Source organism: Nocardia sp. CS682 (genome assembly GCF_004634405.1).
GTDB classification, from domain to species: domain Bacteria; phylum Actinomycetota; class Actinomycetes; order Mycobacteriales; family Mycobacteriaceae; genus Nocardia; species Nocardia ninae.
The window spans coordinates 7,701,700-7,725,927 of the sequence record NZ_CP029710.1 but is presented as its reverse complement, the minus strand read 5'-3'; the positions used below and the strand labels follow the sequence as shown (position 1 = coordinate 7,725,927).

The 24,228-nt window shown below is 66.4% G+C and carries 25 protein-coding genes; 7 read left to right on the top strand and 18 right to left on the bottom strand.

What is annotated here, in order from left to right; genetic code table 11:
- Positions 1–53: 53 nt before the first annotated feature.
- Positions 54–437 carry a DoxX family protein gene (locus tag DMB37_RS35025; RefSeq protein ID WP_135236353.1) on the bottom strand — a complete coding sequence of 128 codons (384 nt, stop codon included), beginning with the start codon at positions 435–437 and terminating at the stop codon, positions 54–56.
- A gap of 391 nt (positions 438–828) precedes the next feature.
- Between DMB37_RS35025 and DMB37_RS35020 the strand changes: the two genes are divergently transcribed.
- Both DMB37_RS35020 and DMB37_RS35015 read left to right on the top strand, forming a co-directional pair.
- Positions 829–1,782 (top strand): hypothetical protein, encoded by a 954-nt coding sequence (locus tag DMB37_RS35020; protein WP_206055076.1) that lies wholly within the window; start codon positions 829–831, stop codon positions 1,780–1,782.
- A 126-nt stretch (positions 1,783–1,908) separates the two neighbouring features.
- A complete protein-coding gene (locus tag DMB37_RS35015; protein ID WP_135236352.1) occupies positions 1,909–2,301 on the top strand; it encodes a hypothetical protein in 393 nt (130 codons plus the stop codon).
- A 21-nt stretch (positions 2,302–2,322) separates the two neighbouring features.
- On the opposite strand, the gene DMB37_RS35010 is transcribed toward DMB37_RS35015, so the two are convergent.
- The 7 genes from DMB37_RS35010 to DMB37_RS34980 all read right to left on the bottom strand — a co-directional run bounded on the left by DMB37_RS35010 (position 2,323) and on the right by DMB37_RS34980 (position 12,304).
- Complete coding sequence (locus DMB37_RS35010) at positions 2,323–4,134, bottom strand: glucosaminidase domain-containing protein (RefSeq protein WP_135236351.1); 1,812 nt, start codon at positions 4,132–4,134, stop codon at positions 2,323–2,325.
- Positions 4,135–4,153: 19 nt separating this feature from the next.
- Positions 4,154–6,418, bottom strand: a complete 2,265-nt coding sequence (locus tag DMB37_RS35005) for a hypothetical protein (protein ID WP_135236350.1) — start codon at positions 6,416–6,418, stop codon at positions 4,154–4,156.
- 52 nt (positions 6,419–6,470) lie between these two features.
- The gene (locus DMB37_RS35000; protein WP_135236349.1) at positions 6,471–7,787 is read right to left on the bottom strand and encodes a hypothetical protein; all 1,317 of its coding nucleotides are present in this window, start codon (positions 7,785–7,787) and stop codon (positions 6,471–6,473) included.
- Positions 7,788–7,800: 13 nt separating this feature from the next.
- Entirely contained in the window at positions 7,801–8,337 is a 537-nt protein-coding gene (locus tag DMB37_RS34995) for a hypothetical protein (protein WP_135236348.1), read from the bottom strand.
- A 21-nt stretch (positions 8,338–8,358) separates the two neighbouring features.
- Entirely contained in the window at positions 8,359–9,609 is a 1,251-nt protein-coding gene (locus DMB37_RS34990; RefSeq protein ID WP_135236347.1) for a hypothetical protein, read from the bottom strand.
- On the bottom strand, positions 9,609–12,035 hold the full coding sequence (locus DMB37_RS34985; RefSeq protein ID WP_240771794.1) for a hypothetical protein: 2,427 nt from the start codon (positions 12,033–12,035) through the stop codon (positions 9,609–9,611). Before DMB37_RS34985 ends, DMB37_RS34990 begins: the two co-directional genes overlap by 1 nt.
- Positions 12,036–12,100: 65 nt before the next feature.
- Positions 12,101–12,304, bottom strand: a complete 204-nt coding sequence (locus DMB37_RS34980; RefSeq protein WP_135236345.1) for a hypothetical protein — start codon at positions 12,302–12,304, stop codon at positions 12,101–12,103.
- A gap of 143 nt (positions 12,305–12,447) precedes the next feature.
- Here DMB37_RS34980 and DMB37_RS34975 point away from each other — a divergent pair, with 143 nt between their 5' ends.
- A complete protein-coding gene (locus tag DMB37_RS34975; RefSeq protein ID WP_167769029.1) occupies positions 12,448–13,227 on the top strand; it encodes a BTAD domain-containing putative transcriptional regulator in 780 nt (259 codons plus the stop codon).
- On the opposite strand, the gene DMB37_RS34970 is transcribed toward DMB37_RS34975, so the two are convergent.
- From DMB37_RS34970 to DMB37_RS34950, 6 genes are all read right to left on the bottom strand, one after another.
- Positions 13,168–14,886: a hypothetical protein gene (locus DMB37_RS34970; RefSeq protein WP_135236344.1), complete on the bottom strand. Its 1,719-nt coding sequence runs from the start codon at positions 14,884–14,886 to the stop codon at positions 13,168–13,170. The genes DMB37_RS34975 and DMB37_RS34970 overlap by 60 nt on opposite strands.
- Before the next feature lie 35 nt (positions 14,887–14,921).
- Complete coding sequence (locus DMB37_RS34965; protein ID WP_240771793.1) at positions 14,922–15,683, bottom strand: BTAD domain-containing putative transcriptional regulator; 762 nt, start codon at positions 15,681–15,683, stop codon at positions 14,922–14,924.
- 337 nt (positions 15,684–16,020) lie between these two features.
- The gene (locus DMB37_RS34960; protein ID WP_135236342.1) at positions 16,021–16,605 is read right to left on the bottom strand and encodes a nucleotidyl transferase AbiEii/AbiGii toxin family protein; all 585 of its coding nucleotides are present in this window, start codon (positions 16,603–16,605) and stop codon (positions 16,021–16,023) included.
- Entirely contained in the window at positions 16,602–16,808 is a 207-nt protein-coding gene (locus DMB37_RS42050; protein WP_370465258.1) for a hypothetical protein, read from the bottom strand. Before DMB37_RS42050 ends, DMB37_RS34960 begins: the two co-directional genes overlap by 4 nt.
- 109 nt (positions 16,809–16,917) lie before the next feature.
- On the bottom strand, positions 16,918–17,547 hold the full coding sequence (locus DMB37_RS34955; protein WP_135236341.1) for a GNAT family N-acetyltransferase: 630 nt from the start codon (positions 17,545–17,547) through the stop codon (positions 16,918–16,920).
- 40 nt (positions 17,548–17,587) lie between these two features.
- Entirely contained in the window at positions 17,588–17,959 is a 372-nt protein-coding gene (locus tag DMB37_RS34950; protein ID WP_135236340.1) for a hypothetical protein, read from the bottom strand.
- 212 nt (positions 17,960–18,171) lie between these two features.
- Between DMB37_RS34950 and DMB37_RS34945 the strand changes: the two genes are divergently transcribed.
- Positions 18,172–19,197, top strand: coding sequence for an NADP-dependent oxidoreductase (locus DMB37_RS34945; protein WP_255508329.1), 1,026 nt, complete (start codon positions 18,172–18,174; stop codon positions 19,195–19,197).
- A 37-nt stretch (positions 19,198–19,234) separates the two neighbouring features.
- Here DMB37_RS34945 and DMB37_RS40820 read toward each other — a convergent pair whose 3' ends face one another.
- Positions 19,235–19,432 carry a MerR family transcriptional regulator gene (locus tag DMB37_RS40820; RefSeq protein WP_167769028.1) on the bottom strand — a complete coding sequence of 66 codons (198 nt, stop codon included), beginning with the start codon at positions 19,430–19,432 and terminating at the stop codon, positions 19,235–19,237.
- 115 nt (positions 19,433–19,547) lie between these two features.
- On the opposite strand from DMB37_RS40820, the gene DMB37_RS40815 reads away from it, so the two are divergent.
- Entirely contained in the window at positions 19,548–19,946 is a 399-nt protein-coding gene (locus DMB37_RS40815) for a hypothetical protein (RefSeq protein WP_167769027.1), read from the top strand.
- Between the two features lie 223 nt (positions 19,947–20,169).
- On the opposite strand, the gene DMB37_RS34930 is transcribed toward DMB37_RS40815, so the two are convergent.
- Positions 20,170–20,613, bottom strand: a complete 444-nt coding sequence (locus DMB37_RS34930) for an SRPBCC domain-containing protein (protein WP_135236337.1) — start codon at positions 20,611–20,613, stop codon at positions 20,170–20,172.
- A gap of 30 nt (positions 20,614–20,643) precedes the next feature.
- The gene (acpM, locus tag DMB37_RS34925) at positions 20,644–20,949 is read right to left on the bottom strand and encodes a meromycolate extension acyl carrier protein AcpM (RefSeq protein WP_135236336.1); all 306 of its coding nucleotides are present in this window, start codon (positions 20,947–20,949) and stop codon (positions 20,644–20,646) included.
- A 131-nt stretch (positions 20,950–21,080) separates the two neighbouring features.
- Between acpM and DMB37_RS34920 the strand changes: the two genes are divergently transcribed.
- Entirely contained in the window at positions 21,081–22,037 is a 957-nt protein-coding gene (locus DMB37_RS34920; protein WP_206055075.1) for a MerR family transcriptional regulator, read from the top strand.
- Between the two features lie 42 nt (positions 22,038–22,079).
- Here DMB37_RS34920 and DMB37_RS34915 read toward each other — a convergent pair whose 3' ends face one another.
- The gene (locus DMB37_RS34915; protein ID WP_135236334.1) at positions 22,080–23,264 is read right to left on the bottom strand and encodes an NAD(P)/FAD-dependent oxidoreductase; all 1,185 of its coding nucleotides are present in this window, start codon (positions 23,262–23,264) and stop codon (positions 22,080–22,082) included.
- Between the two features lie 282 nt (positions 23,265–23,546).
- On the opposite strand from DMB37_RS34915, the gene DMB37_RS34910 reads away from it, so the two are divergent.
- A complete protein-coding gene (locus tag DMB37_RS34910; protein ID WP_135236333.1) occupies positions 23,547–24,182 on the top strand; it encodes a DUF4097 family beta strand repeat-containing protein in 636 nt (211 codons plus the stop codon).
- Positions 24,183–24,228 lie beyond the last annotated feature (46 nt).

The following is a 24,228-nucleotide window of genomic DNA, read 5'->3' as shown; positions in this document are numbered from 1 at the left end:
CATGAGTGCGGGGCCGTTGACGTGCGCGCCGACGATATCGGCGGCAAAATCGTTCAGGCAGTGAAGGAATGCGGACCGAAGCGGCCCCATGCGATGAAAACCGCAAGAGCGATATAGAGCAGATTCACCACCGCGAACTTGACACCACCGTGGCGCAGATGAACGATCATCGCGCCGATCATCAGCACCACCCAGCAGACGGCGGTGACCGGTACCAGGACCGGCACGATATCGAGCACGGCGGGCAGGATCAGTCCGACCGCGGCCAGGATTTCGAGGACGCCGAGCGCCTTCATGAACCCGGCGCCGAAGTCCTCGATCCATTCCCCACCGGAGGTCGCGGCCACCTTCTCCAGCGGTACGACCATCTTGATGACGCCGCTGGCGAGGGCAACCGCGGCGAGCAGTCCGGCGGCGATCCACAGTGCGAGGTTCATGGGGTTCTCCTAAGTTTTCACTGGTTCGGCCACAAGACACCGGGCGCTCGATCCTTGTGACACCAGGTGAGCCAGATCACCCCCTCCGGATAGCCTGTGCTGCCGTCCATTTCGCCCAGTAATTCGCGAAATCTCCCCACTTCCACTGGGGAGATCCGGTGCGCGTGTTTCGTGTCACTATTCACAAAGTTGTTCAGAAATGACGGCGTACCCCACGGCCGTCAGCTGGGAAACACTCTCGCACAGCGGTTCTCGGTTTTCGCTCGGCCATACCCTGCGACGCCCCACTCACTGCGAGCACATAGCAAATTCCCCAGCGTCCACCGGTCACGGGTTCGTCTGACTGTTCAGCCCATTGCCCCTGCACATCCCCTCCGAAGCGAGGCACCCCGTGAACCGCAAACGTCTTTTACCCATCGTCACCGCCTGCTTGATCCTGTCGCTCGGGACCGGCTCGGTGGCGGAGGCAGTACCGGTACCGAGCGGCGACAACGCCGACCCGGTGGCCGCCGCACCGTTCTGTTACGAAGAGCCCAACACACCGCAGGCCGATATCAGCGACCTCAAAGCGCGCTTCTCCCGGTCGAATTGGATGCCGACCCTGCAGGCCATGTACAAACGCCGCTGGCCGAGCGGGGAGAAGCTGGCGATCGCCCAGGCCAAGGACCCGTACTGGAATCAGTTCGTGGAAACGAGCAGTTTCGAGGCGTTCGCCGAGTCGATGATGGTGGCGATCCACGAGGAGACCCACATGTGGGACCTGGACGGGTCACGCACCGAATGGGACAAGTACACCGCGTCCTGGATCAATGCCTCGCAGCAGATGACCGCCATCCCGCTGCACGGCGGCTTCCCGCGCAAAGAAATCCTGCCGTTGATCACGGACAAGCTCAGCGACGACATGGACGGCATCTATCTGCGCGATCGCGAGCAGGGCAACTATCGCATGCAAGGGGTGACCGCCGAGTTGAACGCCGGCCTGATGGGCCTGCCCGCCGCCACCGTGGTGCAGGAATACATCAAGGGAATCGGTGCCAGCAACTCCCGGGATATCGCCGCGACCAATCTCCGTTATCTGCTGTTGTACTTGCGCGTAGCCAAGAGCAAGCACGCCGACTACTGGGCAAAGATCAAGAACGAGCCCAAGCTCCGCGACCTGGTGCTCACCCAATTCCTGCGCACCGCCTATTGGCTGGAGAAATCCGCACCCTACGGCAGCAAGCTCGGCAGCCCCGACGCCGATAAGATCACCGCGAAGAACTACGCCCCCGAGAACATCGCCATTCTCGAGGAGTTCACCGGCCGCAAGGTCCGCACCGACGCCCAAAAGAATTGCACTGCCTGATATTCCGGCACCCAACGGGATTGCCGCCTGCCCGGCTGCAGGCGGCGATCCCGGCACGCGCAGAGCGCTGGTGGATATGATCTTCGGCATGGGCCGACCGGGCCCGCTGAGACCGAGATTGCCGCGATGCCTGCACACCCCGATCTGGCCGATGTGATCGAGGCCCTGCACTCGGACCTTGCCGAGTGGATGGGCTCGAATGCGCCACCGAAGGTGTTCGACCGGTTCGCCAATGCGTTGGACGAGAAGTTTTCGTCGGTGACCACGGTGGGGCAGGTGATCGATCGGGACACGTTGCTGGCGGGGGTGTGGTCGGCGCGTAACGCGCAGCCGGGGTTCGACATCGCGATCACCGGCGTCGAGGAGATCGCGCAGAGCGGCAGCATTGTCACCGTTCGGTTCATCGCCGAGAACCGGTTGGGCGAGAGCCGGACTCGTCGGCTGGTCACCGCGATACTGCTCAGGACCGACCACGGGTACATGTGGCGGTCGGTCCACGAGACGGCTGCGGCGGCATGAGTTCGCCGTTGTGCCGCCGAGCTACGGCACTTTCTCGATCAGTCGCATGACGCCGGTCAACGTCGCGGCGTAGCTGGGCTCGGTGGCGTACCCGGCCGCAGCCACTTCGCGGGCGAAGGCGTAAGGGTCGGCGGTGTGCGCGAAGGCTTTGGCGTAGCGCGGCGCGAGCAGTACGCGTGCGTGTCCGTCGAACGACTCCGCCGGCGAAGCGAAGGCGCGGAACCAGGCCTTCACGACGTAGGTGTAGCGGCCGTCGGGGCGCGGCGTCACGGAGACGACCTCGGGGTAGCTCCGCACGTTCGGGGTGGCGTGCACCTCGGTGGTCGTGCAGAGTCTGCGCTGGGACTCCGGCAGGCTCGGCGCCGCCTTGATGCCGAAGAAGTTGTTTCCGCAGGCTTTTGCGCCCCAGCCGGTTTCGAGCGCGGCCTGGCCGAGGGTGACCAGCCAGGGGATGCGGCTGCGGGTTTCGTTCGCCTGCGCGTGCGGGCGGTACTTCCGTACGAACTCGACGACGTGTGCCGGGATGCGTCCCGCCGGCTTCGGAACAGGTCTCGGCACAGGGGTCGGCGTCGGTACGGGCGTCGGTGCGGCATTCCCGCCGAGGCCCGGAACCGGCCCGGCGAACAGCGGACTCGGCGTCCGTGCACCCTCCCAGCTGAGATCGACGTGGATGTGATCGGTGTGCGGATTGCTGCCCCCGTACGGCCGCCATCCTTTGGCGCGGAACTGCCAACCCCACTGCCTGCGATTCCAGATGATGTAGGCCACTTGCAGTTCCACAGCATTGGCTTGCAGCCACGAAAGGTAAGCGTCGACCTGCGCACGCTGCGTCGGGTCCGCCGCGTTCGCGTACAGATCGATCGCCCGGCCCTCCCCGTGCAGCGACGGGGTGCCGAATGTGGTGGAGCGGCAGTTGAATGTGCCTGCCTTCCGGCCGGTCAACCGCTTCCATTGATCGGCCATCGCCCGTGCTCCGGGCTGCTCGCCCGTCGCGCATTTGGTGAAGGTGCCGCGACGGACGATGCCTGCGGCACGATCGGGCGTCCGAGTCGGCGTTGGCGTAGGGACCGGCTTAGGCGTTGGTGCGCTGCGGTTTCGGCGATACTGCCGCACATGGGCAAGCGCGGCCGCATTGGCTTTGCCCGACATATAGGTCCAGGTGTCCGGCCGTCCCCGCACATCGATGTGCGCGAAATTCCCACCGACACCGAGGGCGATGTCATTGCCACAGGCGTCGATCGCGAGTTCGGCGATCTGTAGCCCGGTCAGGCCGGCAATGCTGATGTCGGCGGCTTGTCCGCTGCAATGCCTGCTGAGCGTCGGCTGTTTCCCACGAGCCCGGTACACGGCGACGTTGCTCGCCCACGAGCGGTACCCCGAGCTGATCTTCACCGGCCGCCCGGCGCGCTCGCGGATGGCCTGCAGGCAGCGCACGAGGGCGGGCGAGATACGAGCCCGGTCGGCGGGTCGTCCACCGCTGCTGACGAGTTCACCGACGGTGAAGTTCGGCGCCAGCTTCTTCTTGCGTACCTCCGGGCCGGTGTCATAGAGCGGCAGACCGGTGTTGTTCGGATCCCAATGCTCTTGACCGGCGCCCGACGGGCCGGGTCTGGCCGTGAGCACCAGCCCCGAGGGGAAGGCCTCGGCTTCGAAGAAGGCATCGGCGAAGGCTTCGTCGAACTCGTGCTGTTCGACCGCGCCGGACTCCTCGGCCGCGCCGACCACCTCGTCACCGAAATCCTCGGCATCGATGTCCTCGGAGTCCACCTCGTGGTCGTATTCGGCAGTGCCCGGATAGTTTTCGCGGACAGGCCACTCGGCATAGGTCGTCATGACTTCGCCTCCGATCGCGTCAGTAGGTGTTCTGGTAGACCACGGTGCGGCGCTGTTTGGGCCGCGCGGGTGCCGGTGCTGGGGCACGCGCCCCGAGGTCGGCCAGGGTGACCACCGCGCTTCCGCTGGTCCAGAAGTTCTTCGCCTGCCCGCGCGCCACGAGTTCCACGCATGCCGCGTGCGCGCATTGGCTCACACCCGGCCTGGCTGGATGGAATTCGTAGTAGTCGAGCATCGAGATCTCGATCCGGGTGCCTGGCTTCTTACGCCAATCCTTCGCGACGGGCGGCAGCACCCGCCACTGCACGCAGTCGATGGCGCCGTAGGCGAATTGCAGTTCGCTGTCGCGGTATTCGCTCTGCTCGATCCGGGTCACGCCGGACGAGCCGCCGCGCGCCATCGACTTGCGGATCTTCTCGCGCACGCCGGCCGACCGCTTGATCATGTCGGCGACATCGATGGTGACCTCGGTGCCGCTGGCGCCGAGGAAATGGGCGAACAGCCGCGCCGCAAGCGGGCCCGCAGCCACCACGCGCGCCATCGAGAAGATCGCCACATCGCGGGGATCACCGAATGCGCACGCACAGTCGATCGCTGATTTAGGGTCGAGGCGATGTGTGGTCAAGCTGCAACGCTTGCGGAACCGCTTCTGCATCTCGCTCCACGGTGCCTCCGGCTTGCAGTCGTCCTGCGCGGGCCTGCACTTTCCGAGGCTGCGGCGCGAGGGTTTTGCCGGGCACGGCGCTTCGGAGGACTCGCTTTCCTTGCCCCGGCAACCGCACTCGTGCGATGACGACTCACCTAGGTAATCCTCTGCTTCCCAGGCAGTTTCGCCCCAGTACTCGCCATCGCCCTCCTGCGGCGTCCACAGCTCATCGCTGCTCTCGCCGGCCAGTACTCCCCCACGCAAGTCGGCGGAGGCGTCGGCCAGCAGCTGCCAGCCGAAGCGACGAGGAATGTCGTTGTGCGGCACTCGTGTTCGCTCTACTCGGAAGTTCGGCGAAGCCGCGCCCCGGACCGCCGCTGCGACCCGCTCACTCGCCCGCGCGGTGCCCTCACCTGGGCGGTACAGCACACGCAGCACACCGGTGCCCGCCGCCATGCGCTTGCGCGCCCAGGCGATCAGCGCCTGCGGGTCGTTGTACAACGCGTCGAAGCTGTGCACCTCATCGGGATCGGTATGGCCGAGAATGGCCATCAGCGCGGCACCCCCACCGGAGTGTGCGGTCAGGATCAAACGGTTGCGTCGCACGGTGGTCCCGGTCGCGGCACCGAACCGGGCCAGGGCATCGTCGATCAATCGTTGCAGCGCACCGGGTTTGGTGAGCGCCGGGAACGTGTATCGCGCCGGATTGCCCTTCGGCTGGTGATGGCCGCGCGGCAGGATCAGCAGCGTCGGGGTAGTGCGCCCGGTGACCGACGGCTTGGCGGGGTCGGTGAAATCCAGTCCGCTGATGGGCTTCTTGTGCTTGACGATGTTCATGGCCGCACCCTGTCCGGCGTAGCCGTGCAGGTGGACGACGACGTCGACCACCGAGGGTTCGACCATGCCGTTCCACTCGACGAGCAGGTCCGGTGGCGTGCCCGCGTGAGCGCGAAGCAGCGGATGACGTTTGACGATCAACCGGCCCGGCGTCACCGGGGTCGGTGGGGCGTCCTCGTAATCGGCGTCCTCGTAATCGGCTTCCCCGTAATCGGCGTTCTCATAGTCGGCGTTCTCATAGTCCGCCTCCGCGTAGTCAGCCGCCGCATAGCCGCCGACTTCGTAGCCGGCAGACTCGTAGCCCGCGGCTTCGGAGTCGGCAATCTCGTAGCCCGAGGCTCCGGGGTCAGCGTCCTCGTACTCAGCCGCCTCGTACCCGTAACTCGCGGCTTCGGGCTCGGCGTCCTCGTAGCCCGAGTCTTCGTACCCGGTGTACTCGGACCCGGCTTCGGGATCAGTGGTCTCGTAACCGCTGGCTTCGTACCCGCCGTACTCGGAGTCCACAGCTTCTGGCTCAGCATCCTCGTAGTCAGCCGCTTCGTACCCGGCATACTCATCGCCCGCGGCTTCGAAGTCAGCATCCTCCGCCGCGCGGTCAGCAGCATCCTCGAAATAGACAACCTCATTCTCGGCTTCGAGATCCCCATCCTCCTGGCCGTAGGCGGCTTCGTAGGTAAAGCTCTCGCTGGACTCCGTGTCACCCACATCCTCGGCGAACACATCTTCGCGAGTGGGCCACCCGCCGGGATCAGGCGTCGATTCGGGCGAGGCGAAGATCGACGATTCGGCAACGGTACTCATATCAGGCTCCCTCGTTATCGCGCGGTGGCGAACGACTCGGCGTCCCAACGGCTCAGAGCCGAGGGGCGACTCGTCGATGTCCGTTCGTCACCGGGGCCGCCGGTGCGGTGGCGCCGGAAAGCACGCCTGCGGGCAGCAGTTTCGCCGGTTGCGCGGAACGGACCTGGTTCGTGCTGCGGCGCACGGTGACAGCGAGGTCCTTGACCCGCTCGCCCGTCGCCGACTGCCACAGATCGATGATTCGGTTCATCGTCTGCGCGGGGCCGGGCCCCGGCACCCCGGTGGAGCGATAGAGCAGCTCGGCTTGCGGCTGCTCGTCGAACACACCGAGCTCGATCGCCCACAGCAGCGGCGACACCAGGGACGCGAGTTCGAAGAGCTCACGCGCCTGACGAGAGGGCGCGACGCCGACCCTGGCACCGACGGTGGCGAGGCGGTCGGCGGGATTGCCGCCCGCGATGCCCGCGTTCGCGCTGAGGTCGCGCACCACCGCGCTTTCGTAGTCGACGGTGAGGTGGAACCAGTTCAGCAGGCAGGAGTAGCTGAACTCTTCGCGCGAGAGCATCCCGCCGAGGCGGCGCAGCCGCAGCATCTCCGCGAGGGTCTGGCACAGGTAGCCGATGTAGCTGGCGTCGGTCGGATTCGAGCCGGAGGTGTTGCGCTCGTTCTCGATACCGAGCCAGATCTGGCGCAGCAGTTCGTTCCAGATCTCGATGAACCGAATGTTGCTCGCGGCACCGGTATCTCGCTTCCATGCCTGACTGTCGGCACCGGGTGCGGGATGGGGCAGGTCGAGTCCGAACATGCGCCAGTAGGCATTGCGCCGGTTCACCCGGGCGTCCGGTCGCAGCTGACTGGTCAGCCCGCCCACCCGGAACAGCGGCGGATCACGGAAGAACAGTTCTTCGGTGGCCCGCACCCAGGTCATGGTCTCCACCGAGGGCGCGGGCAGTGTTTCGCCGACGACGTAGCGCCGCACCACTTCCGCGAAGATCTCGACGACGCCGGTGCTCTCCACCAGGTACGCGTAGAACATGTGGTCCCAGAGCGGCACCACCTGTGGGTCGGTGGTCGGGTTGTAGCCCAGCGGCGGAGTGAACGGCGGTGTCCCCGTAGTCGGCCCGTGCACACCGGACTTGAACGATTCCCGGATCAGGTTGTCCGGGAGCTGCGTCATCCGGACCGCGGCCGGGTCGCCGAGCGGTACCTGGGTCTGGTTGAAGACCTTGGGCCAGCTGGTGATTCCGCCTTGCGCCCAGACCTCGTCCAGCCATCGGCTCAATTGCTCGGGATGGAATGTGAAGACCGCGTCGGCCGGCGTGAGCGAGCCGGTGAGCGGGGGGAGCTTGGTAGCCAACTGTCGGAACATGGCGCTGCCTTCCTTAAATTGCTTGCGGCGAGTCGGAGTTCACGGCGACGTGGACGCCGCCACCGGTGTCGATCGGCGCGAACGTCACGAAGCTCACGAGCCGGATCCGCTCGTGGCAGTCCTGGATCTGCACGGCGAGCGCCTCGTGGGGATGTGCGAGGTCGAACGTCGTCGCCGTATCGCAATCGCCGCCGTTGCCGCCGTCCCTGCTCTCCTGGTCGTAGACGTAGTGCACCTCGGGAGCGAGGTTGCCGCGGTGGATGACCACGACCCGCTCCGCGTAGCGCGGCAGCTTCCGCTTGAAGAACAGCATCTTGCGTTGCACATCGACCTGCGCGGGCAGCGCCTGCGCCACCGGCCCTTTGGACGAGAGGTTGCGCGATTGCAACGCGTACTGCAGCTCCGAGAAGATCGACAGCGTCAAGTCGTTGCCGTCGTGGAGCGTGTTCGTCTCGGGGCGGTCGGGTTGCCGGTACTGCTGGAGTACGCCGGTGAACAACTGGATCAGCTGATCCACGTCCACCGTCGCCTTGCCTGGCTCGTTATCCATCTCGGTCTCCTATCTGTGCGTTCAGGCGGCGACGCGGTCGCCGCCACCCATCCGTCGCAGCCATGTCTCCATTTCCGATGGCGCGGTGGACGATTCGAGACCGCGCAGCACGGTCAGCGCCAGGATTCGCATCGGCTCGACCCGTTGCAGGTGGGTCGAGGTGTACAGCGAGGCCCCCGCGCGATCGGCCAGTCGAGTGAGCTCGCCCGGCGACACGCGTCGCGGGTCGGCCAGGGTCGACAACGGCACTCCGTGGAAGGCGCGCATCGGCATTCGTGTGCACACGTCGACGATCGCGGGCAGCAGCGGCATGCTGGCCGCCATGATCGCGGCGACATCCGAAGGGGCCTGCGTGAGTGGGTGTCTGGCCTGCCAGCGGGCGGCGAGCGCGTCCCACGGCCCCTGGCCGAACCAGGCCCGGCACAGCGCGGCGTTGAACTGCACGCGCAGCGCCGAGACCGGATGCGGGTCACCGAACGGCATCCGGAACACCTGGCTCGACGGACCGTCCACGACGGTCGCCAGGGCAGGTACCGGCGCGTAGCCGAGCAAGCAGAAGGCATATACGTCGGCCGCTACTTCGGACGCCCAGCTCTGCCACGCCTCAGCGGCGATCGGGCTGTGCGGGGCGAGCGCGGCGTGCAGCGCGGCCGCCAATTCCTTTGTCCAGCCGGTCAAATGGGCTACCTGGTGGCCGGTCTCGTGCACCAGTGAGGTGGGCTGCCACAAGTTGTGCCGCGTGATCTTGATGGCGGCGGCCGGCGACAGCGAAGCATCCCAGAGCCGCGCACCGGCCCGCAGGATCGACGCACCCATCCCCTTGTCGAGGTAGGTCAGCACCGAGGGCGTGTCGATACCCAACGGCCGCAACACCTGATCCATGCTGTGCACGGCCAAGGCGTCCAGCCCGCGCAGGACCGCGGCGAGGCGCGGATTCGTCCGGGTGTTCACCGCATCGCAGTAGAAGTCGACCATCGCCTCCGCGCGGCTGTACCGGCGCCGTAGCGTAAGCAGTTCCGCGCGTGCGGTCTTCAGATCGGACTGGGTCGTCGCGCCTTTGATCGTGAAGATCGTCCGGTCGGCCTGCGCGGTGAGCCTGCGTGCCTGACCGCCGAGGCTCGCCCGGACGCTGAGCCCGAGGTAGGACTCGAGCTCGCGCCAGGCCCCAGGTGACGCACTCACCTCGAGGTCACCGAGCGACGCGCAGGCGCGCCGCCAGTGCCTCGCCTCGGCGGCGAGCGCGGCTGTCTCGGTGGCGAATCGGGCGTCCATCACTTCAGTCCGGGCGTCGCGACGACTTCGGGGGCCGGGAGTTGCGCCGAGTCCGCCTGGACGCCGGTGAACGTCACCGCCAGGGTGACCCCGTCGGCCGGATCGGCTACGGCAGCGGCGAATTGGGCACCGCGTTGCGCGAGGTAGGTGGCCAGGCCGGTGCTGGTCGCGGCGGTCAGTTCGCCGGCCAGCTTGGCGGCCGCGACCGGATCGGTGACCAGTTGCGCTTTCAGCAGCCGCCGGGCGATCCGATATTGCAGGCGGGGCAGGAAGATTTCGCGCAGCGCCGACAGCACGGCGGGCAGATCACGCTGACCGGCCGGTGCGGCCCGTTGCAGGCGGGCCTGCAAACCGCGGGCTCGCCGCTCGGACAGCTTGATCACGATGCCGAGCCGCTTCGACGCGGGATCCCAGCGGACCGTCGTCAGCCTGCGCGGCCTGCGGGCCTTGCGGGCGGGCAGCTTCGCGACCCGGACCCGGAAGTACCGCTGCCCGGGCACGGGCCGGTAGGCGCCCGGCGCGGTCCCGACCTTGCGGTGACGTCCCAGCGCGGGTTCGCGGAGCAGCAGTCCGGCGGCCTCCGCGGTGAGCGGCTGGAATTCGTCGGCACCGGGATGCTCTGCGGCAGGCAGGGTTTCGTCTCGGGTGAGGTGGCCGAGCATGGTGCCGGGCAGGGTCTCGTAGAGGTCTATCTCCGCGTGCACGGGCCAGCGGTCGACGCCGCGGTCGAGCAGGTACGTCTCCAGCGTGCCGCCGTCGTTCCAGCGCACGGCCCGCGCGACCTGCCGTGGGATCGGCATCGCGAAAACCCTGGTGTACTTGCGGAATCGGTAGCGCGGCTTGGTGGAGCGCGGCATCATCACCCAGAAGCCGCCCTCCTCGGCGGTCTCGCGTTCCGGCAGGTCGGCGCGCAGCAACCGGTCCGGCAGGTAGGCGGCGGCCGACTCGGCGAACGCGCGCTGCACGGCGGCACTGACCTGCAACGGGTCGGTGAAAGCCTCGTCCGGCAGTTCGTCGAGCACCCGCGTCACGGTGGCCTCGACGGCCGAGGCCAGCGCCTCGCCGGGGATCGTATCTTCTTCTTGTCCTGCGGTTTCCAGGCCGAGCGCGGTGAACCCGACACCGACCACCGCGCGGGCGATCAGCACCGACGGGTCCTGCCCGGCGATCTTCCCGATGGTGCGCGCGGCGTCCGGACCGACCATGCCCTTGATCAGCTTGGCCAGCGGCTGCGCGATCAGATTGACCAGTTTGGCCCGGGCGCCGGTGACTTTCAGCCCCAGCTTGAGCAGTGGCCGGATCGCCAGCACCGCGGGAATGAACTGCTCGATCTCGGCGATCGGCTCCTCGGACCCCGTGTAGGCGCTCAGTTGTGCCGCGAGCCGGGCGCGGGCGTCGTCCAGCTCGGCGACCGTATTGTGTTCCGGCTCTTCGGCATCGACCTCGTCGTACTCGTCCGCGCCTGCCTCGTCGGCTTCGCCGGCTTCTTCGGCGCTGAACATCGCGAACAGCTGCTGATCGAAGGCCTCCGACATTTCGGCCGCGGTGCCGAATTCGTCGGCGCCCTCGTCGGCCTCGTCCGATGCTTCATCGGCCGCCTCACCGATGCCGAGCCGCTTGGCCAGGATCGGCACCAGCGGGCGGATCTCGGCGGGCAGGATTCGGGTCAGCGGGTTCAGCAGTTTGGCGACCACCCCTTTGAGCAGGGACAGCCCGATCTTCTTCAGTCGCGCGAGCAGGGGCCCGATCAGGTGCTTGCCGATTGTCTGCAGGCCGCTCTTGATGGTCTTCAGCCCGCTCTTGGCGATTCCGATGACGCCCTTCACCGGATTCTTCACGAACCCGATCGCCTGCCGGACCTTCTGCTTGATGACCGACTTCACCTTGCGGACGATCTTGCCGAGGAAATTCTCGAATACCTCGGACCCGAGCGCGCCGGGCGTCTCCAGGGAGTCGAGCAATTCGTCGAGTTCCTGCTCGGCGAGCCCGTGCAGATCCGCGTTCTCCAGTCCGCCGGCGAAATTGTCGATGGTGCGTTCCCACTCGGTGATCAGCGGCGCGATCCACTCCTGCAGCGACTCCCGGCATTCGGCCTCCGACGGCGTCATCGACCATTGCTGAGCGTCGGCGAGCGCACGGGCCGCGCCCTCGTCGAGCAGCTGCTCCAGCGCCTCGGTGAACTCCTCGTCGTGCAAGGCCTCCAGGAACTGGGTGGCCAGCTGCGACTGCTCGTCGGCTGCCGAATAAGCATTCTCACCGAAAGGAGATTCGGTGAACGAGTAGCTCTCGAACGGCGACTCGTCGAACTCCGCGGTCGACTGTTCGACCGCTTCATCCACCGCCTCACCGAAGGGTGAGAGCCCGGAGAAGGGCGAAACATAGTCCTCGGTAGCACCGCGAGACTCGGTGTAAGAGTCACTGCGCATTGTGGTCACCTCCGCAAACGACGGGCGTTTCGGATTACTGTGCGCGGCCACGGTGTGCGCGAGCGTCAACGCTTTGTCTCGTTGTTCGCGGGATTGTCGTGCAGCTCGGCGAGCAGCTCGCCGACGCGGGTCAGCGACGCGTCGATATCGGCGAACACCCATTCCTGTCCGGCGCCCACCTCGCCGGCACCCGTCAGTACCCGGATGATCAGTCGCCCGCGATCACGCCAGGCCCGCACCACGATGGTCTTGCTCTCGGGTCCACTCACCGGAACACCCTCGCGCGTGGCCATACCAACTCCCGTCAACGCCGCGTGGGCGGCGTTGACGCGGCGTTGACGCGTGCGCAGCATCGCGTCGGCACGCTTTCTCGACCGGCCCCAATTCGCGCCGGTGACCGAGGGAGGATTCGATGCAGCTCGCCATCTGTTTACTCGGCGGATTCGCACTGCGGGTCGACGCGAACCACGTTGCCGTGCCGCAGCATTCGCGCCGCGTGCTGGCGTATCTGGCGCTGGACCAGATCGCCGAACCCGATTGCGACCGGGGGGTACTCGCCGAGCGGCTGTGGCCCGACGCTACCGCGGATCGTTCACGGGCCAGCCTGCGCACCGCGCTGTGGCGGATCCGGCAGGCGAGCCCCGCGCTGGTGCACGGGGCGGGCGGCCGGGTGCGCCTGGGTGCCGACGTGCGGGTCGACGTGCACGAGTTCCGCGGGAACGCCGAGCGGATGCTGTCCGCACAGCAGGACTGTCCGCGCGACCGCGCCGCTTTGCTGGCGCGCACCAACGATCTGCTGCCGGGCTGGGACGAGACCTGGCTGCTGCTGGCGCGGGAACAGTTGCGGCAGATGCGGTTACATGCACTGGAGGTGGACGCACGCAAGCTCGCCGAGCGCGGACGCTACCCGGAGGCGATCGATGTAATGCTCGCCGTGGTCGCCGAGGAGCCGCTGCGTGAGTCGGCGCAAGCGGCGTTGATCGAAGCGCACCTGTGCGAAGGCAATGTGGTGGAGGCGCGCAGGCAGTTGCGCATATTCACCGACCTGCTCTGGACCGAGCTGAGCATCCGGCCCTCGCCGGAGCTGTTCGGCCGGGTGGGCATGGTTGCGCCGCCGCCACCCACGCCGCGTTCAGTCAATGGTCATGTCGCGCTGCGTAATCGACGCCTGCTCCCGCACCCGAGTGCCTGACGCCGGATGCGAGCGGCGGGCGTGTACCGACGCCAGTATCGATATCCGGGTGCCGCTCGCGGGCAGTTGTGCCGCGGGTAGGCGGGCCGACACCGTACGCCAGCGGCCCGGGGCGAGATCGAAACCTACTGTTGCGGTGTGCGCGGGGAAGAAGTCGCTGGGATAGGTGGGTGGTGTCGCCGTCGCGGTTCGCACGGTGAAGGTAACGACGAAGTGGCGGCACGGTCCGGCCTTCGCGCCGTTGCTTATGCGGGCGTGAATCCAGCTGTCCCGTCCGGCTTTCGGATTGATATGGGTGGCGATGCCGTCGGCGGCTCGCCGCACCCACAGCGCGGGGCCGGTGACGAACTCGATGCGCGCGTCGGGAGTGGGCTCGGCGAAGCCGTAGACGAACCGGTGGAATGCGTCGACAAGATCCGTTGCGCCGGACCGGGCGAGCAAATGCACTTCTAATTCGCCTGTGCTGAGCTGTGTTCCACGTCGGTAGCGGTATAACTCACCCATCAACGCGCGCAGCCGGTCGGCACCGAGTCGTTGCGCCACACCGCGGAAAAAACGACTGCCCGCGTCGTAAGCCGACGATGGCGTGGTGCGCTGAAATGGTTTGCGCGAGCACAGCTCCACCGGCGGCATCGTGAAATCGAAAGGCTCGGTCAGCGTGTCGCCATCGTCGCGGAAGCTGGTGTACGCCTCGTCCCACCAGCCGTCGGTCTGCGCTGCCGGGGTGATGCCGCGGGCGAACCAGGAGTGGAACACCTCGTGGCTCAGCGCGCCCGCGGACGTGGTTGCCGCACCGGCATATTCCATTCCGCCACCGGCGCCGTGGAAGAAGCACACGAACCGGTCGGCGAGGAATGCGCCGTAGGTGGTTTCGTTCTCCGCGAGCAGCGTGCCGATACGATTGTTCAGCGCGGGTAGATTTTCTTGCCCGCCAACAGGTTTCCACGTCTCCACCGTCACCGAGCGCCGGGAAACCGGCAGTAACACAGTCGAAGACCGGAACAGCAGCGCGTCGGACGGCCGGAGTTCGAGCAGCGACGACATGGTGGTGAACCAGTCCGGGAAGCGCACCGACCAGGCATTCACGCCGACCACGGTGGCCGAACCGTTGGTGATGAGTGAGTGCGCGGTCGTGGTGCCGGTAATCCGTAGTTCCAGCGTCCACGGAAACTGGTCGAAAGGCAGGTTGGCGGGGAACCAGGCTTCGAGATATCGGCCCGCGAATAGGTCGGACATACCGAAGGACCAGCGGATCCGTCCGTTCGACCCGTGCAGCACTGGCGGGTAGGCGCCGCCGAGGTCGGCGTCCGGAGTCGCCAGCTGGTAGGTGAGGTTGAGCCGGTGCGCCGAACCGGCCGCCTGCTCGACACCGATGAGCCGGATCGAGCTGTGCGGACCCGCGCCGACATCGTGCGGCGCGATCTTCGCGACATCGAGCTTTACCCCGTCGAGCAGGCAGGTCTGCACGGTTTGGCGCAGGTCGAAGATCGGCGATCCGGCATGCGGGCCGACTACGTAGTCGAGCGTCGCCGCAACGGTGCCGGTACCGGTCGCGGCGTCGAGCGTGACCACGGCACGCAGGTCCCGGATGTGCATCGGCACCGCGCGCAGCCCGCCGACCCTGGTCGGAGGAGGTGCGTTGGTGAAGTCGGCCGACATCGTTTCAGCATGCGCCGCAGGTGTGGTCGTCGGCGTCAAGACCGCGTAGTCGCGGCGCACACGGGCAGGCCGACGCGGTGCCCGAGCTCGGCGGACGGGCGCAGCTCGAGCTCACGCCACAGCGTGGCGGCGAACCGGTCGAACTGCCTGCGAGCCTCGGCGGCATTACCTTCGCCCAGGTGTGCCTCGATGAGAATCGCCTGGGCCGATTCGCGCAGTGGTTCCTCGGCGACAACGCGCAGGATCAGGTCGATGGCCTGCGGATACCTGCCCTGCTCGCAATACCGGCGCGCGACGGCCTCCAGCGTGTGCAGCCGCAGCAACCGCACCTGCTCGCGGCACAAGAGCAGCCAGTCCTCGTCCCAGCCGGGCAGCAGTTCGGCCGCGGTGCACAGCGTGCGCACGTGCGCTTGCGTGCCCCCGGTACCCGACAACATCGCCTCGGCACGACGCCGAAACCGATCCACGTCGACCTCGACGTAATCAGCCAGCGTCACCCGGTCGCCATCCCCCGCCAACAACTCGGGCCCGGCACGGCGGATCCGCCACAGCGCCGTCCGCAAGCTGGCCGACGACCGCTCCGGCGACGAGTTCTCCCACAACCGCTCCGCCAGCACCTGCCGTCCACACTCCTCCCCCGCCATCTTGCGCAGCGCCAGATATGCGAGCACTCGCTGCGCATGCACCGGCAGCCCCACTTTCTCACCACCCAGCCGCAGCTCGAACCCACCGAACAGCGCCAGTTGCGCAGTAGCCCGCAGCCCCTCGCCCGAACCCGTCTTCCCGCTCGCGCACACCGCTGTCCGTGGACCAGCCGAGCCAGGCTGCGCCCACCCCATAGTCGCTGATTTCGCTACCCACATATCCCACGTCTTTCGGCGAATACAATTCTTTCGCCCCCATCAGACCGCACGCCCTGTTCCCCCACATGAGTAGACCGCTACCCGAATTCGACCGAATCGGGCACATTCGGTCCACTGACTGAACCCGGCCATTCCGGTCGATCTCCAGCCCGAATGGGTGGTTCGCACTCGCAGTTGCTCACTTCGATTAGCCCATTGATCGGCATCGGCGCGTCGAACAGGGCTCGTTCCACGAGCATCCCTCAGCGGCGTAGCCCCGCCGGGCGCTCGATTAGGCCGATGTCAGTGCATGCAGAGCCGCGCGCAGGTCACGGTCACGGTTGAAACCGCGCTCGGTAATCAAATCGACAGCTTCTCCCGCCTGGCTGACATCGTCAGGGGTTGCGGACTCCAAGAGACCGCGGAGATCCGCGAGATCCTGCGGTCGCGAAACATCGTCCCGCGCCAAGAGTTTGAGGGCGATGAGGTGCCCAGTGGTCGCGACCGGCAGAGTCAGCCCGGCCACAATTTCCAGGTTCTCGGCGGCCTGCACTATCTCGGGCTCGATTCCCGAACTGGCGAATAGAATGTCGACCAGGACCGATACGCCATCGATCGCCCGTATGAGCCGGACGGTGGCCAGTCTGCCGTTGTCGTGCTCCACCGAGGCATAAAATCCGTACCCCTCCCCGATCAGCAGCCGGACCAATTCTTCTGCGCTACGGTCGTCGGCTACCGCTACGGCCACGTCGATGTCATGCGTGAACCTTGGGGCCGACCGCGCAGACACCGCGAATCCACCAACGAGTGCCCATCCGTAGCCGTGCCGACCGAGGTCCGACGCTGCCCGTCGGAGGGCGGCTTCGAGCTGATTCATGCGAACCGGGTAGATGGACGTCCGAGGGCATCACCCAGTGGTGCGCCGGGGCGGGAGAGCAGCCAATCCTGAACGGCTTCTTCGATCTCCGCCTCGGTGGCCCCTGGTCGGGTTCTGCGGATGCGGGCACGCTGCATTCGCACACCGAAGTCGTACATCTCGAACGCGAGACGCAGGCGTTGAGCTGGTGATTCTTCCGGCACAAGGTCAAGCCTACCGCTTGCGATCGTTCGGCTCCCGTCAGCGCGGCACAGTCGAAGCGCGTCGGATCATTGGCCAGGCGGAACGCGCCATCTGCCCCAGTCGACGGTGCTATCGACCCTGCAATTCGCCGAGCTGCGCATCGGCTTGATCACGCTGCGGTACCCGGTCGCCTGCGGTGGTCTTCAGGTTGTGCCATTCTTGCGCGAGCATCGCGTATACCGCGGTGTCGCTCCATTCGTTCTTGAACCACATGTCCTCCCGGTGCAGCGCTTCGCGGCGCATGCCGAGGCGCTCCAGGACGCGGGCGGATGCGGTGTTGCGGGCATCCAGTTGGGCGGTGATGCGGTGTAGTACCAGTCCTTCGAAGCCCAATCGCAAGAGTTCGGTGGCCGCTTCCGTGGCATAGCCGTGGCCCGCGGCGTCGGGAGAGAAGACGTATCCGATTTCGCCGGTACGATTTTCGGCGTTACGCCAGAACAGGACGACGTCGCCGAGCAACCGGCCGGACGCCTTCTCTTCGACGCACAGATTGAGCGACTGCCCTACTTCGGTCAATTCGGTTCTTGCCCATAACCCCGAAATCCGTTCGGCCACTTGTTCGCGCGACATGGGTTCATACGGCAAATAGCGGCAGACATCCGGCCTGGATTTGTAGGCGTGCATTTCGTCGAGATCAGCGAGAGTCGCGGGGCGGAGCAGGAGTCGCTCGGTAACAATCGGATAGTCCGGGTGCAGCACGACTTCCGACTATAGCGGCCGGTGTCGTCCAGCCCGGGTCTCACCAAGTTCCGAAGACGAAGAGCCACAACAGACTCGTCAACGAGATCGGGATCACCGCCGCCAACAGGCACACGATCGCGGCACCCACGTTGTCCACGATCCGGGCCCCGCCTTCGAGCTTCGAGGGAGGTCCGGAGAAGACCGTCAGGACGAGAGTGACGATGAACCACCGTGACCAGAACGTCGCGGTGAGCAACAGGACCAGCGCGCCACCCGCTGCCCAGGCATTGTTGTCGCATTTGGCGACCACACGGGGCCATACCTCGGTCATTCGCGTCAATCCGGCCACGATCGAGCTCGCCACTATCGCTACGGCCAGATCCCGCGCGAACTTCCTGGCCGCGGCCGTGGGATCGTCCTTTCGCCGCACCGCACTACCCCGTCCTCGAAGTGAAAGGCGCTCAGGCTGAACCCATCCGGCACCCGGCCGCGCAGTTCAGCGCTACTGAGCTATTCCGATTGTCCTCGTATCCACGGCCCACAGCGGCCGTTTGCCGTACACGCGGCCGCAGCGAGCGGGTCTCGGGCGCGGGGCTGGAAAACCGGATGACAGCGATGGGATCGGAAGGTTAGCTTCGCTCAGTGAATCGTCAGTGGATCCTCGTCGAACGCCCGGTAGGCATGGTCGGTGACAGTAGTTTCGAGCTCAGGAGTGGCCCCGTGCCGTCTCCTGGGCCGGGTGAGGCGCTCGTCAAGGTGGTCTGGCTGGCGTTCGATCCGACGCAGCGGGGCTGGCTCAACGACGGCCCGAACTACATGGATCCGGTGCCGCTGGGTGCGGTGATGCGAGGCGGTGGCGTCGGGCGGGTGGTGGTGTCCAACAGCGCCGATTACGCAGTGGGTGACTGGGTTTGCGGGATGGTCGGGTGGCAGGACTACGCGATCGCCACGGGCCAGGGGTTGCTCGGGCTGAATGTCGTTCCGCCAGGCGTGGATCCGGAGGCGATGCTCAGTATTTTCGGCGCGACCGGGTTGACCGCGTACTTCGGCATGATCGATATCGGCAAACCGGTGGCCGGAGAAACCGTGCTGGTGTCGGGCGCTGCCGGTGCGACCGGGTCCATCGCGGGTCAGATCGCGAAAGCGTTGGGGTGCAGGGTGATCGGCATCGCGGGCGGCACCGCCAAGTGCACCTGGGTCACCGAGGTCGCTCGGTTCGACGCCTGCATCGACTACAAGACCGACGACGTCGAGGCGCGGCTACGCGAACTCGCCCCCGACGGTATCGACGTGTTCTTCGACAACGTCGGTGGTGCTGTACTGGACGCCGCCCTGGCGAATATCGCCGAGCGAGCTCGAATCGTGGTGTGCGGCGGCATCTCTTCCGGCTACGAGGTAGGCGAACCACCTCCCGGACCGCGCAATTACCTGCAACTCGGACTCAAGCGAGCGCGAATGGAAGGGTTCATCTTCCTGGACTATCTCGACCGATTCCCCGAGGCCTTCGGTCGACTCCACGCATGGATGACCCAGGGCGACATCGTGTATGCCGAAGACATCCAGGAGGGCTTCGAACTCGCGCCGTCGATGCTGCGCGGGCTCTTCGAAGGACGCAATCTCGGCAAGCAGTTGCTGCGCATCGCAGCTGATCCGCTCCCGACTTCCTGACGCTACCGGCCGACGGTTCCGCCTGTTCGCGGATCTGTCATCGTGCTGTCGCGTCGCCGCCGTCGCCGTCAGCGACGCGGACCTCCGCCAAGGACAACCCCGACCCGGCCAACTTCCGCACCCACAACAGCCGGGCCACCAGCGGAAGCCGGTAGACCCGCCGCCCCGCCGAGTCGCGTTCCGGTTCGGACAGCAAGCCCTGGTGGTGGTAATCCCGAATGGTCCGGGGAACCAAGGCCCATCCTTTGATACGTCCGTGCCGAATACCCGACATTGGTTGGCGCGGACCTTTCTCGGAGCCATTCGCCGCGCACGCTTTTCCGTGGCTCCACAACCGATTGGAGTGTGGTGTGCGCAAGGTCGGATTTCTGATCGCGGGAGTCGTGGCGGCAAGCATCGGTGGCGCTGTGCTCGCCGGGCCCGCCGCCGCTGTCGACAAGGCCGTAGTTCAATGCGCCAAGTCGTCAGGGTCCTACAAGGCCTTCCAGGACTGCATCGCAGACAAAGCGGCCGAGGCGGACGCTGCCGACGGGGGCAACGAAGCGCGGAATGGCGGCAACAACGCAGGCAACCAGGCTCAAAGCCAAGGCGGAAACGCGGGCAATCAAGCCGGGGGCGCGGGCAACCAAGCCACCGATCAAGGCAACAACGCAGGTAACCAAGCGGGAAGCCAAGCCGGGAACGCAGGTAACCAGGGTGGAGGCGCAACCAACCAAAGCCAAGGCCAAAGCGGGGACAATGGAGACTGAGCATCCCGTCGTTACCCATCCGCGAATTCGGCATGCGCTCTGACGGTACCGTCCGAAATACATTACTGGACAAGCGATCACGTGGAACTGGTGCTACTCGGCTATCGACCGATGCCAGCACCAGTTCCACCTGATCAACCGACCAACCAGGTCACGGACGGCAGCCAGGTGGGCTGTCGGCACCCACGTCGACCAGCGGACCCGTGGGTGCACAATTCCGCGGTCAGTGGTGGATCACCGCACCGAGTCGTGGCAGAACGCGACGTTTCCAACCTCGCTCCGTGGCGTTGCGAATCATCTTCTGTCGACGGTCCTCGATGTCGAAACCGGTCTGCGTCAACAGAAGTCGGGTGCCCCGCCCCTGCGGCCGTATCGTCCAGTCGACAATCCACCGGGCGGGCTGCTCGGCCTGCGGATGCAGCCAGCTGTAGGTCAACTGCTCGCCCGGCCGGGCCGCCAGCACCTCGCAGAGGATCTCATCACTCGATGCTTCCGAGGCGGTGAATCGAAAGCGTGTTCCGACCGAGGCGGCGAATCCGGTCGGTCGGAGCAGCCACCGCTCCAGTAGGTCCGGCTCCGTCAACGCCCGCCACACGGCCTCCGGCGGTTGCGGGAAAAAGCTACCGAGCTCGACCGCCGCGGGATTCAACTGTGGATCAGCAATCACCGAAGTACCTCCTCTACGAGGGCAACGGCCTCAATTCTCCTGCCCTTCCTTGAACCTCGCCTCCATTTCCGCGGCGAGCCGCGGTTCTACGGCCGCCATCTTCTGCACGTAGGCGACCGCGTCGCCGACTGTTCGAAGACTTGCCAAGTCCTCATCGGGGATCTTCGCGCCGTATCGGTCCTCCAGTTGCACGGCGATCTCCACCAGTGACAGCGAGTCGATGTCCAGGTCCTCGACAAAGGACTTTTCGATCGTCACCTCGGCGGCCTCGATGCCGGTCACCTCCTCGACGATCTCCGCAATGCCTGCGACGATTTCTTCCTGCGTGGTAGCCACGAATCACCCTCTCCTCGATGCGATCACCTAACTGCGCTACGCCGCTTGTTCGACGGCAGCGGTTCCCCTACGAGGGTCGAGCGCAGTGCCAGTACGCTAAGAGCTCCACCGGGGTGGAGGTTCAACAACTCGTGACAGACGACACACAAGCCGACGTGCTGGTGAGCATCGGCGAATTGGCGCGCCGCACCGGGCTTGCGGTGCGCACGATCCGGTTCTATTGCGACGAAGGCATGCTGGAATCGCATCGCAGCCCGGGCGGGCATCGAATGTTCGCCGCGGACGGTGCCACTGAACGACTGCTGCTGGTCCGGCGCCTACGCGCGCTCGGTTTCGGGCTGAGCCCGATCATCGATGTGCTGCACGGCGAGCAGTCGATAGCCGAGGTCATCGCGGCCGAAAATGCTCGCCTGGATGTCGAATTCAGGTCGATGGCATGGCGGCGGGCATCACTGCGGGCGGTCGAGACGGCTTCCCCGACGCAGCGAGCCGGACGGCTCGCGTTGCTGGCCACCGTGCAGGACAGTGGTGCGGCGCACGAGGGCCTCCTACGGTTCTGGCGGCGCGTCCTCGCACCGGTACGTCGGTGCGATGTAGACATCTTCGTCGGCTGGAATGTCCCGCAACCGCCCGCTGATCCGTCCGTCGAGGAGGTGGTCACTTATGCCGAGCTGGCCGCGCTCGTCGCCGAACCGGACTTGCACAATGCTGTCCGACAGCAACTCTGGCGGAAACAGCCGCAGCTGATTCGAGACCGCCAAGGTCTGTACGCCGAAGTGGGCGAGGCCATGGCGGCGGTGGCGACACTGGTATCGGCAGACGTACGGCCACATGGCGGCGACGAACTCGATCGATTCGTCAACGCCCACGCCGGCGCGCGAGGCGAACGGGACTCCCCGGGTTTCCGCGAGCAATTACTGATCGACGCCACCGACACCGACCATCGGATTCACCGTTACTGGGCGCTGACCGAGCAGCTGCTGAAAACTCGTATCACCGTGGGGCAAGCGCATAACTGGATGTACGACGCACTCGCCCGCTCCACCGGCCGCGCCGATGCGCCGGCAGCCCACGCGACGTCAGGGTGAACATCCTTGTGCGCGTGAGCTGCTGACGACACCGGGCCGAACTCAGTGGGTCTGGTCTTGTCCGCCGAACACGGCGACCAAGCTTGCGGCTGTGCCGTCGAAGAGTTCTTCGAAGAATTCGGCTGCCTCGGTGGCTATCTCGGTGCTGCGCGCGAACATGGCCTGCTCGTATTCGGTCAGGGCAGCTTCGGTATCGCCGGGGTGCGCGGCGAGGGCCTTGCCGAGCTCGGCGCCGTCGAGCATGGCCAGGTTGGCGCCTTCGCCGTTGGGGGCGGCGAGGTGGGCGGCGTCGCCGAGCAGGGTAACCCCTGGCACCCGGTCCCATCGGTGGCCGCGCGGCAGCGCGTAGTTCGGGCGCCAGACCGGCGCTGTGTCGGTGTCGGTGATCAGTGCGGTGAGCTCCGGGGCCCAACCGTCGAACTCCGCGGCGATCCGCGCGGTGGCTGCCGCCGTATCGGTGAAATCGATGCCGGCGAACCAGTCCAGCGACTCGGCGAGCACCACGTAGGCGTGCAGCGTCGCGCCTCTTTCTCGGTGGGCGTGGATCTGTCTGCCGGGTGCGGGCGCCATCAGCGATCCGCCGCCGACCGTTGCGGCTACGGCGGGGTGGCGGGTGTCGGCGTCGAAGAGGTAGGTCTCGATGAACGACTCACCGACGTATTCGGGGGGTGTGACGGTGGACAGCAGTGGGCGGACGCGTGACCACGCACCGTCGGCGCCGACCAGCAGGGTGGTGACGACGGTGCCGCCATCGGCGAAGTTCACCTCGTGCCTGCCCTGGCCGAGAGTACGAACGCCACTGACCTTGTGGCCCCACTGGACCGTGCCTGCGGGTAGTGAGTCGAGCAGCAGCTGGCGCAGCTCGCCGCGCTGCACCTCGGGACGGCCACCGGTACCGTCATCGGCCTTGTCGAGCAGGACGGTCCCGTCCCGGTCCAGGATCCGCATCGCTTGGCGGCCCGGCAGGATGAGTCCTCGGAACTCGTCCATCAGATCGGCTGCCGCAACGGCGAGTTGCCCGTTGTAGTCGTGGATGTCGAGCATTCCGCCCTGCGAGCGCGCCGTCGGCGAGGGCTCGGCCTCGTAGACCGTGGCCGCAATGCCGTGCAGGTGCAGCACGCGAGCGAGCGTGAGTCCGCCGAGTCCGGCGCCGACGATCGTGACGGGAGTGTGCGTGGCGGCTCCTCGTTCCGGGAGGTTCGAGTGCGCATCGAATGTTTCGGTCATGGCTTCACTCTCCGTGCGTCCGATTGCACGCCCCTTGCACAACCCTTGCGCCGCCCTGCCGTCAGCACGGACGGCGCGAACCGGCCCGACAATCCAGCTGTGACCTGGCCTGACGCCATGTCAGTAGACGTGTCAGGCCGCTGTCAGGCCGGTATCAGCCGGGCTCGCGACAGTACTCCCATGAACAGCACAGCAACCGAGGGACGGCGGAAGCCCACCTCGGCACTGTGCACCAACTGACCGAATCCTCCGAAATCCGTTCCGCACCAAAGGAGTACAACCATGTCCACCTTCCAGACCCCCGCCCCCATCGCCGTCACCATCGACGTGCTCAGCGGCGATGTCACGGTCATCGCCTCCGACCGCACCGACACCGTCGTCGAGGTCCGACCGGCCGATCCGGCCAAGAAGGGCGACGTGCGCGCCGCCGAGCAAACCCAGGTCGAGTTCACCGCAGGCACCCTGACCGTGAAAACGCCGAAGCAGTGGCGGACCTACACCCCGTTCGGCGGCAACCCGTCGATCACGGTCACCATCGAGGTTCCCACCGGCTCCCAGTTGAAGGCCACCGCCGGGGTGGGTCGCCTGCTTGGCGCCGGCGAACTCGGCGAGTGCGACCTGGCGATAGCGGCGGGCGACATCACCGTCGAACGCCCCGGCGATTCGGTGACCGCGAAAGTCGCCAAGGGCGACATCCGCATCGGCGAAGCCGCACGCGGCGTGCTGCGACTGGAGACGGCCGTCGGCGAGCTGGAAGTAGGAATCCACCCGGGCAGCGCGGTGCGGCTGGAGACCAACGCCCTGCACGGCACCGTACAGAACGCGATGGGGCCGATCCGCCAGCTGGAGGAGGCGGAAACCGTGCAGGTGTTCGCGCGTAACTCGTTCGGCAACATCACCATTCGCCACGCCGCGTAAACACCGACCCCGTACACCCCTTCGCCCGACACGCAGCAGAGAGAAG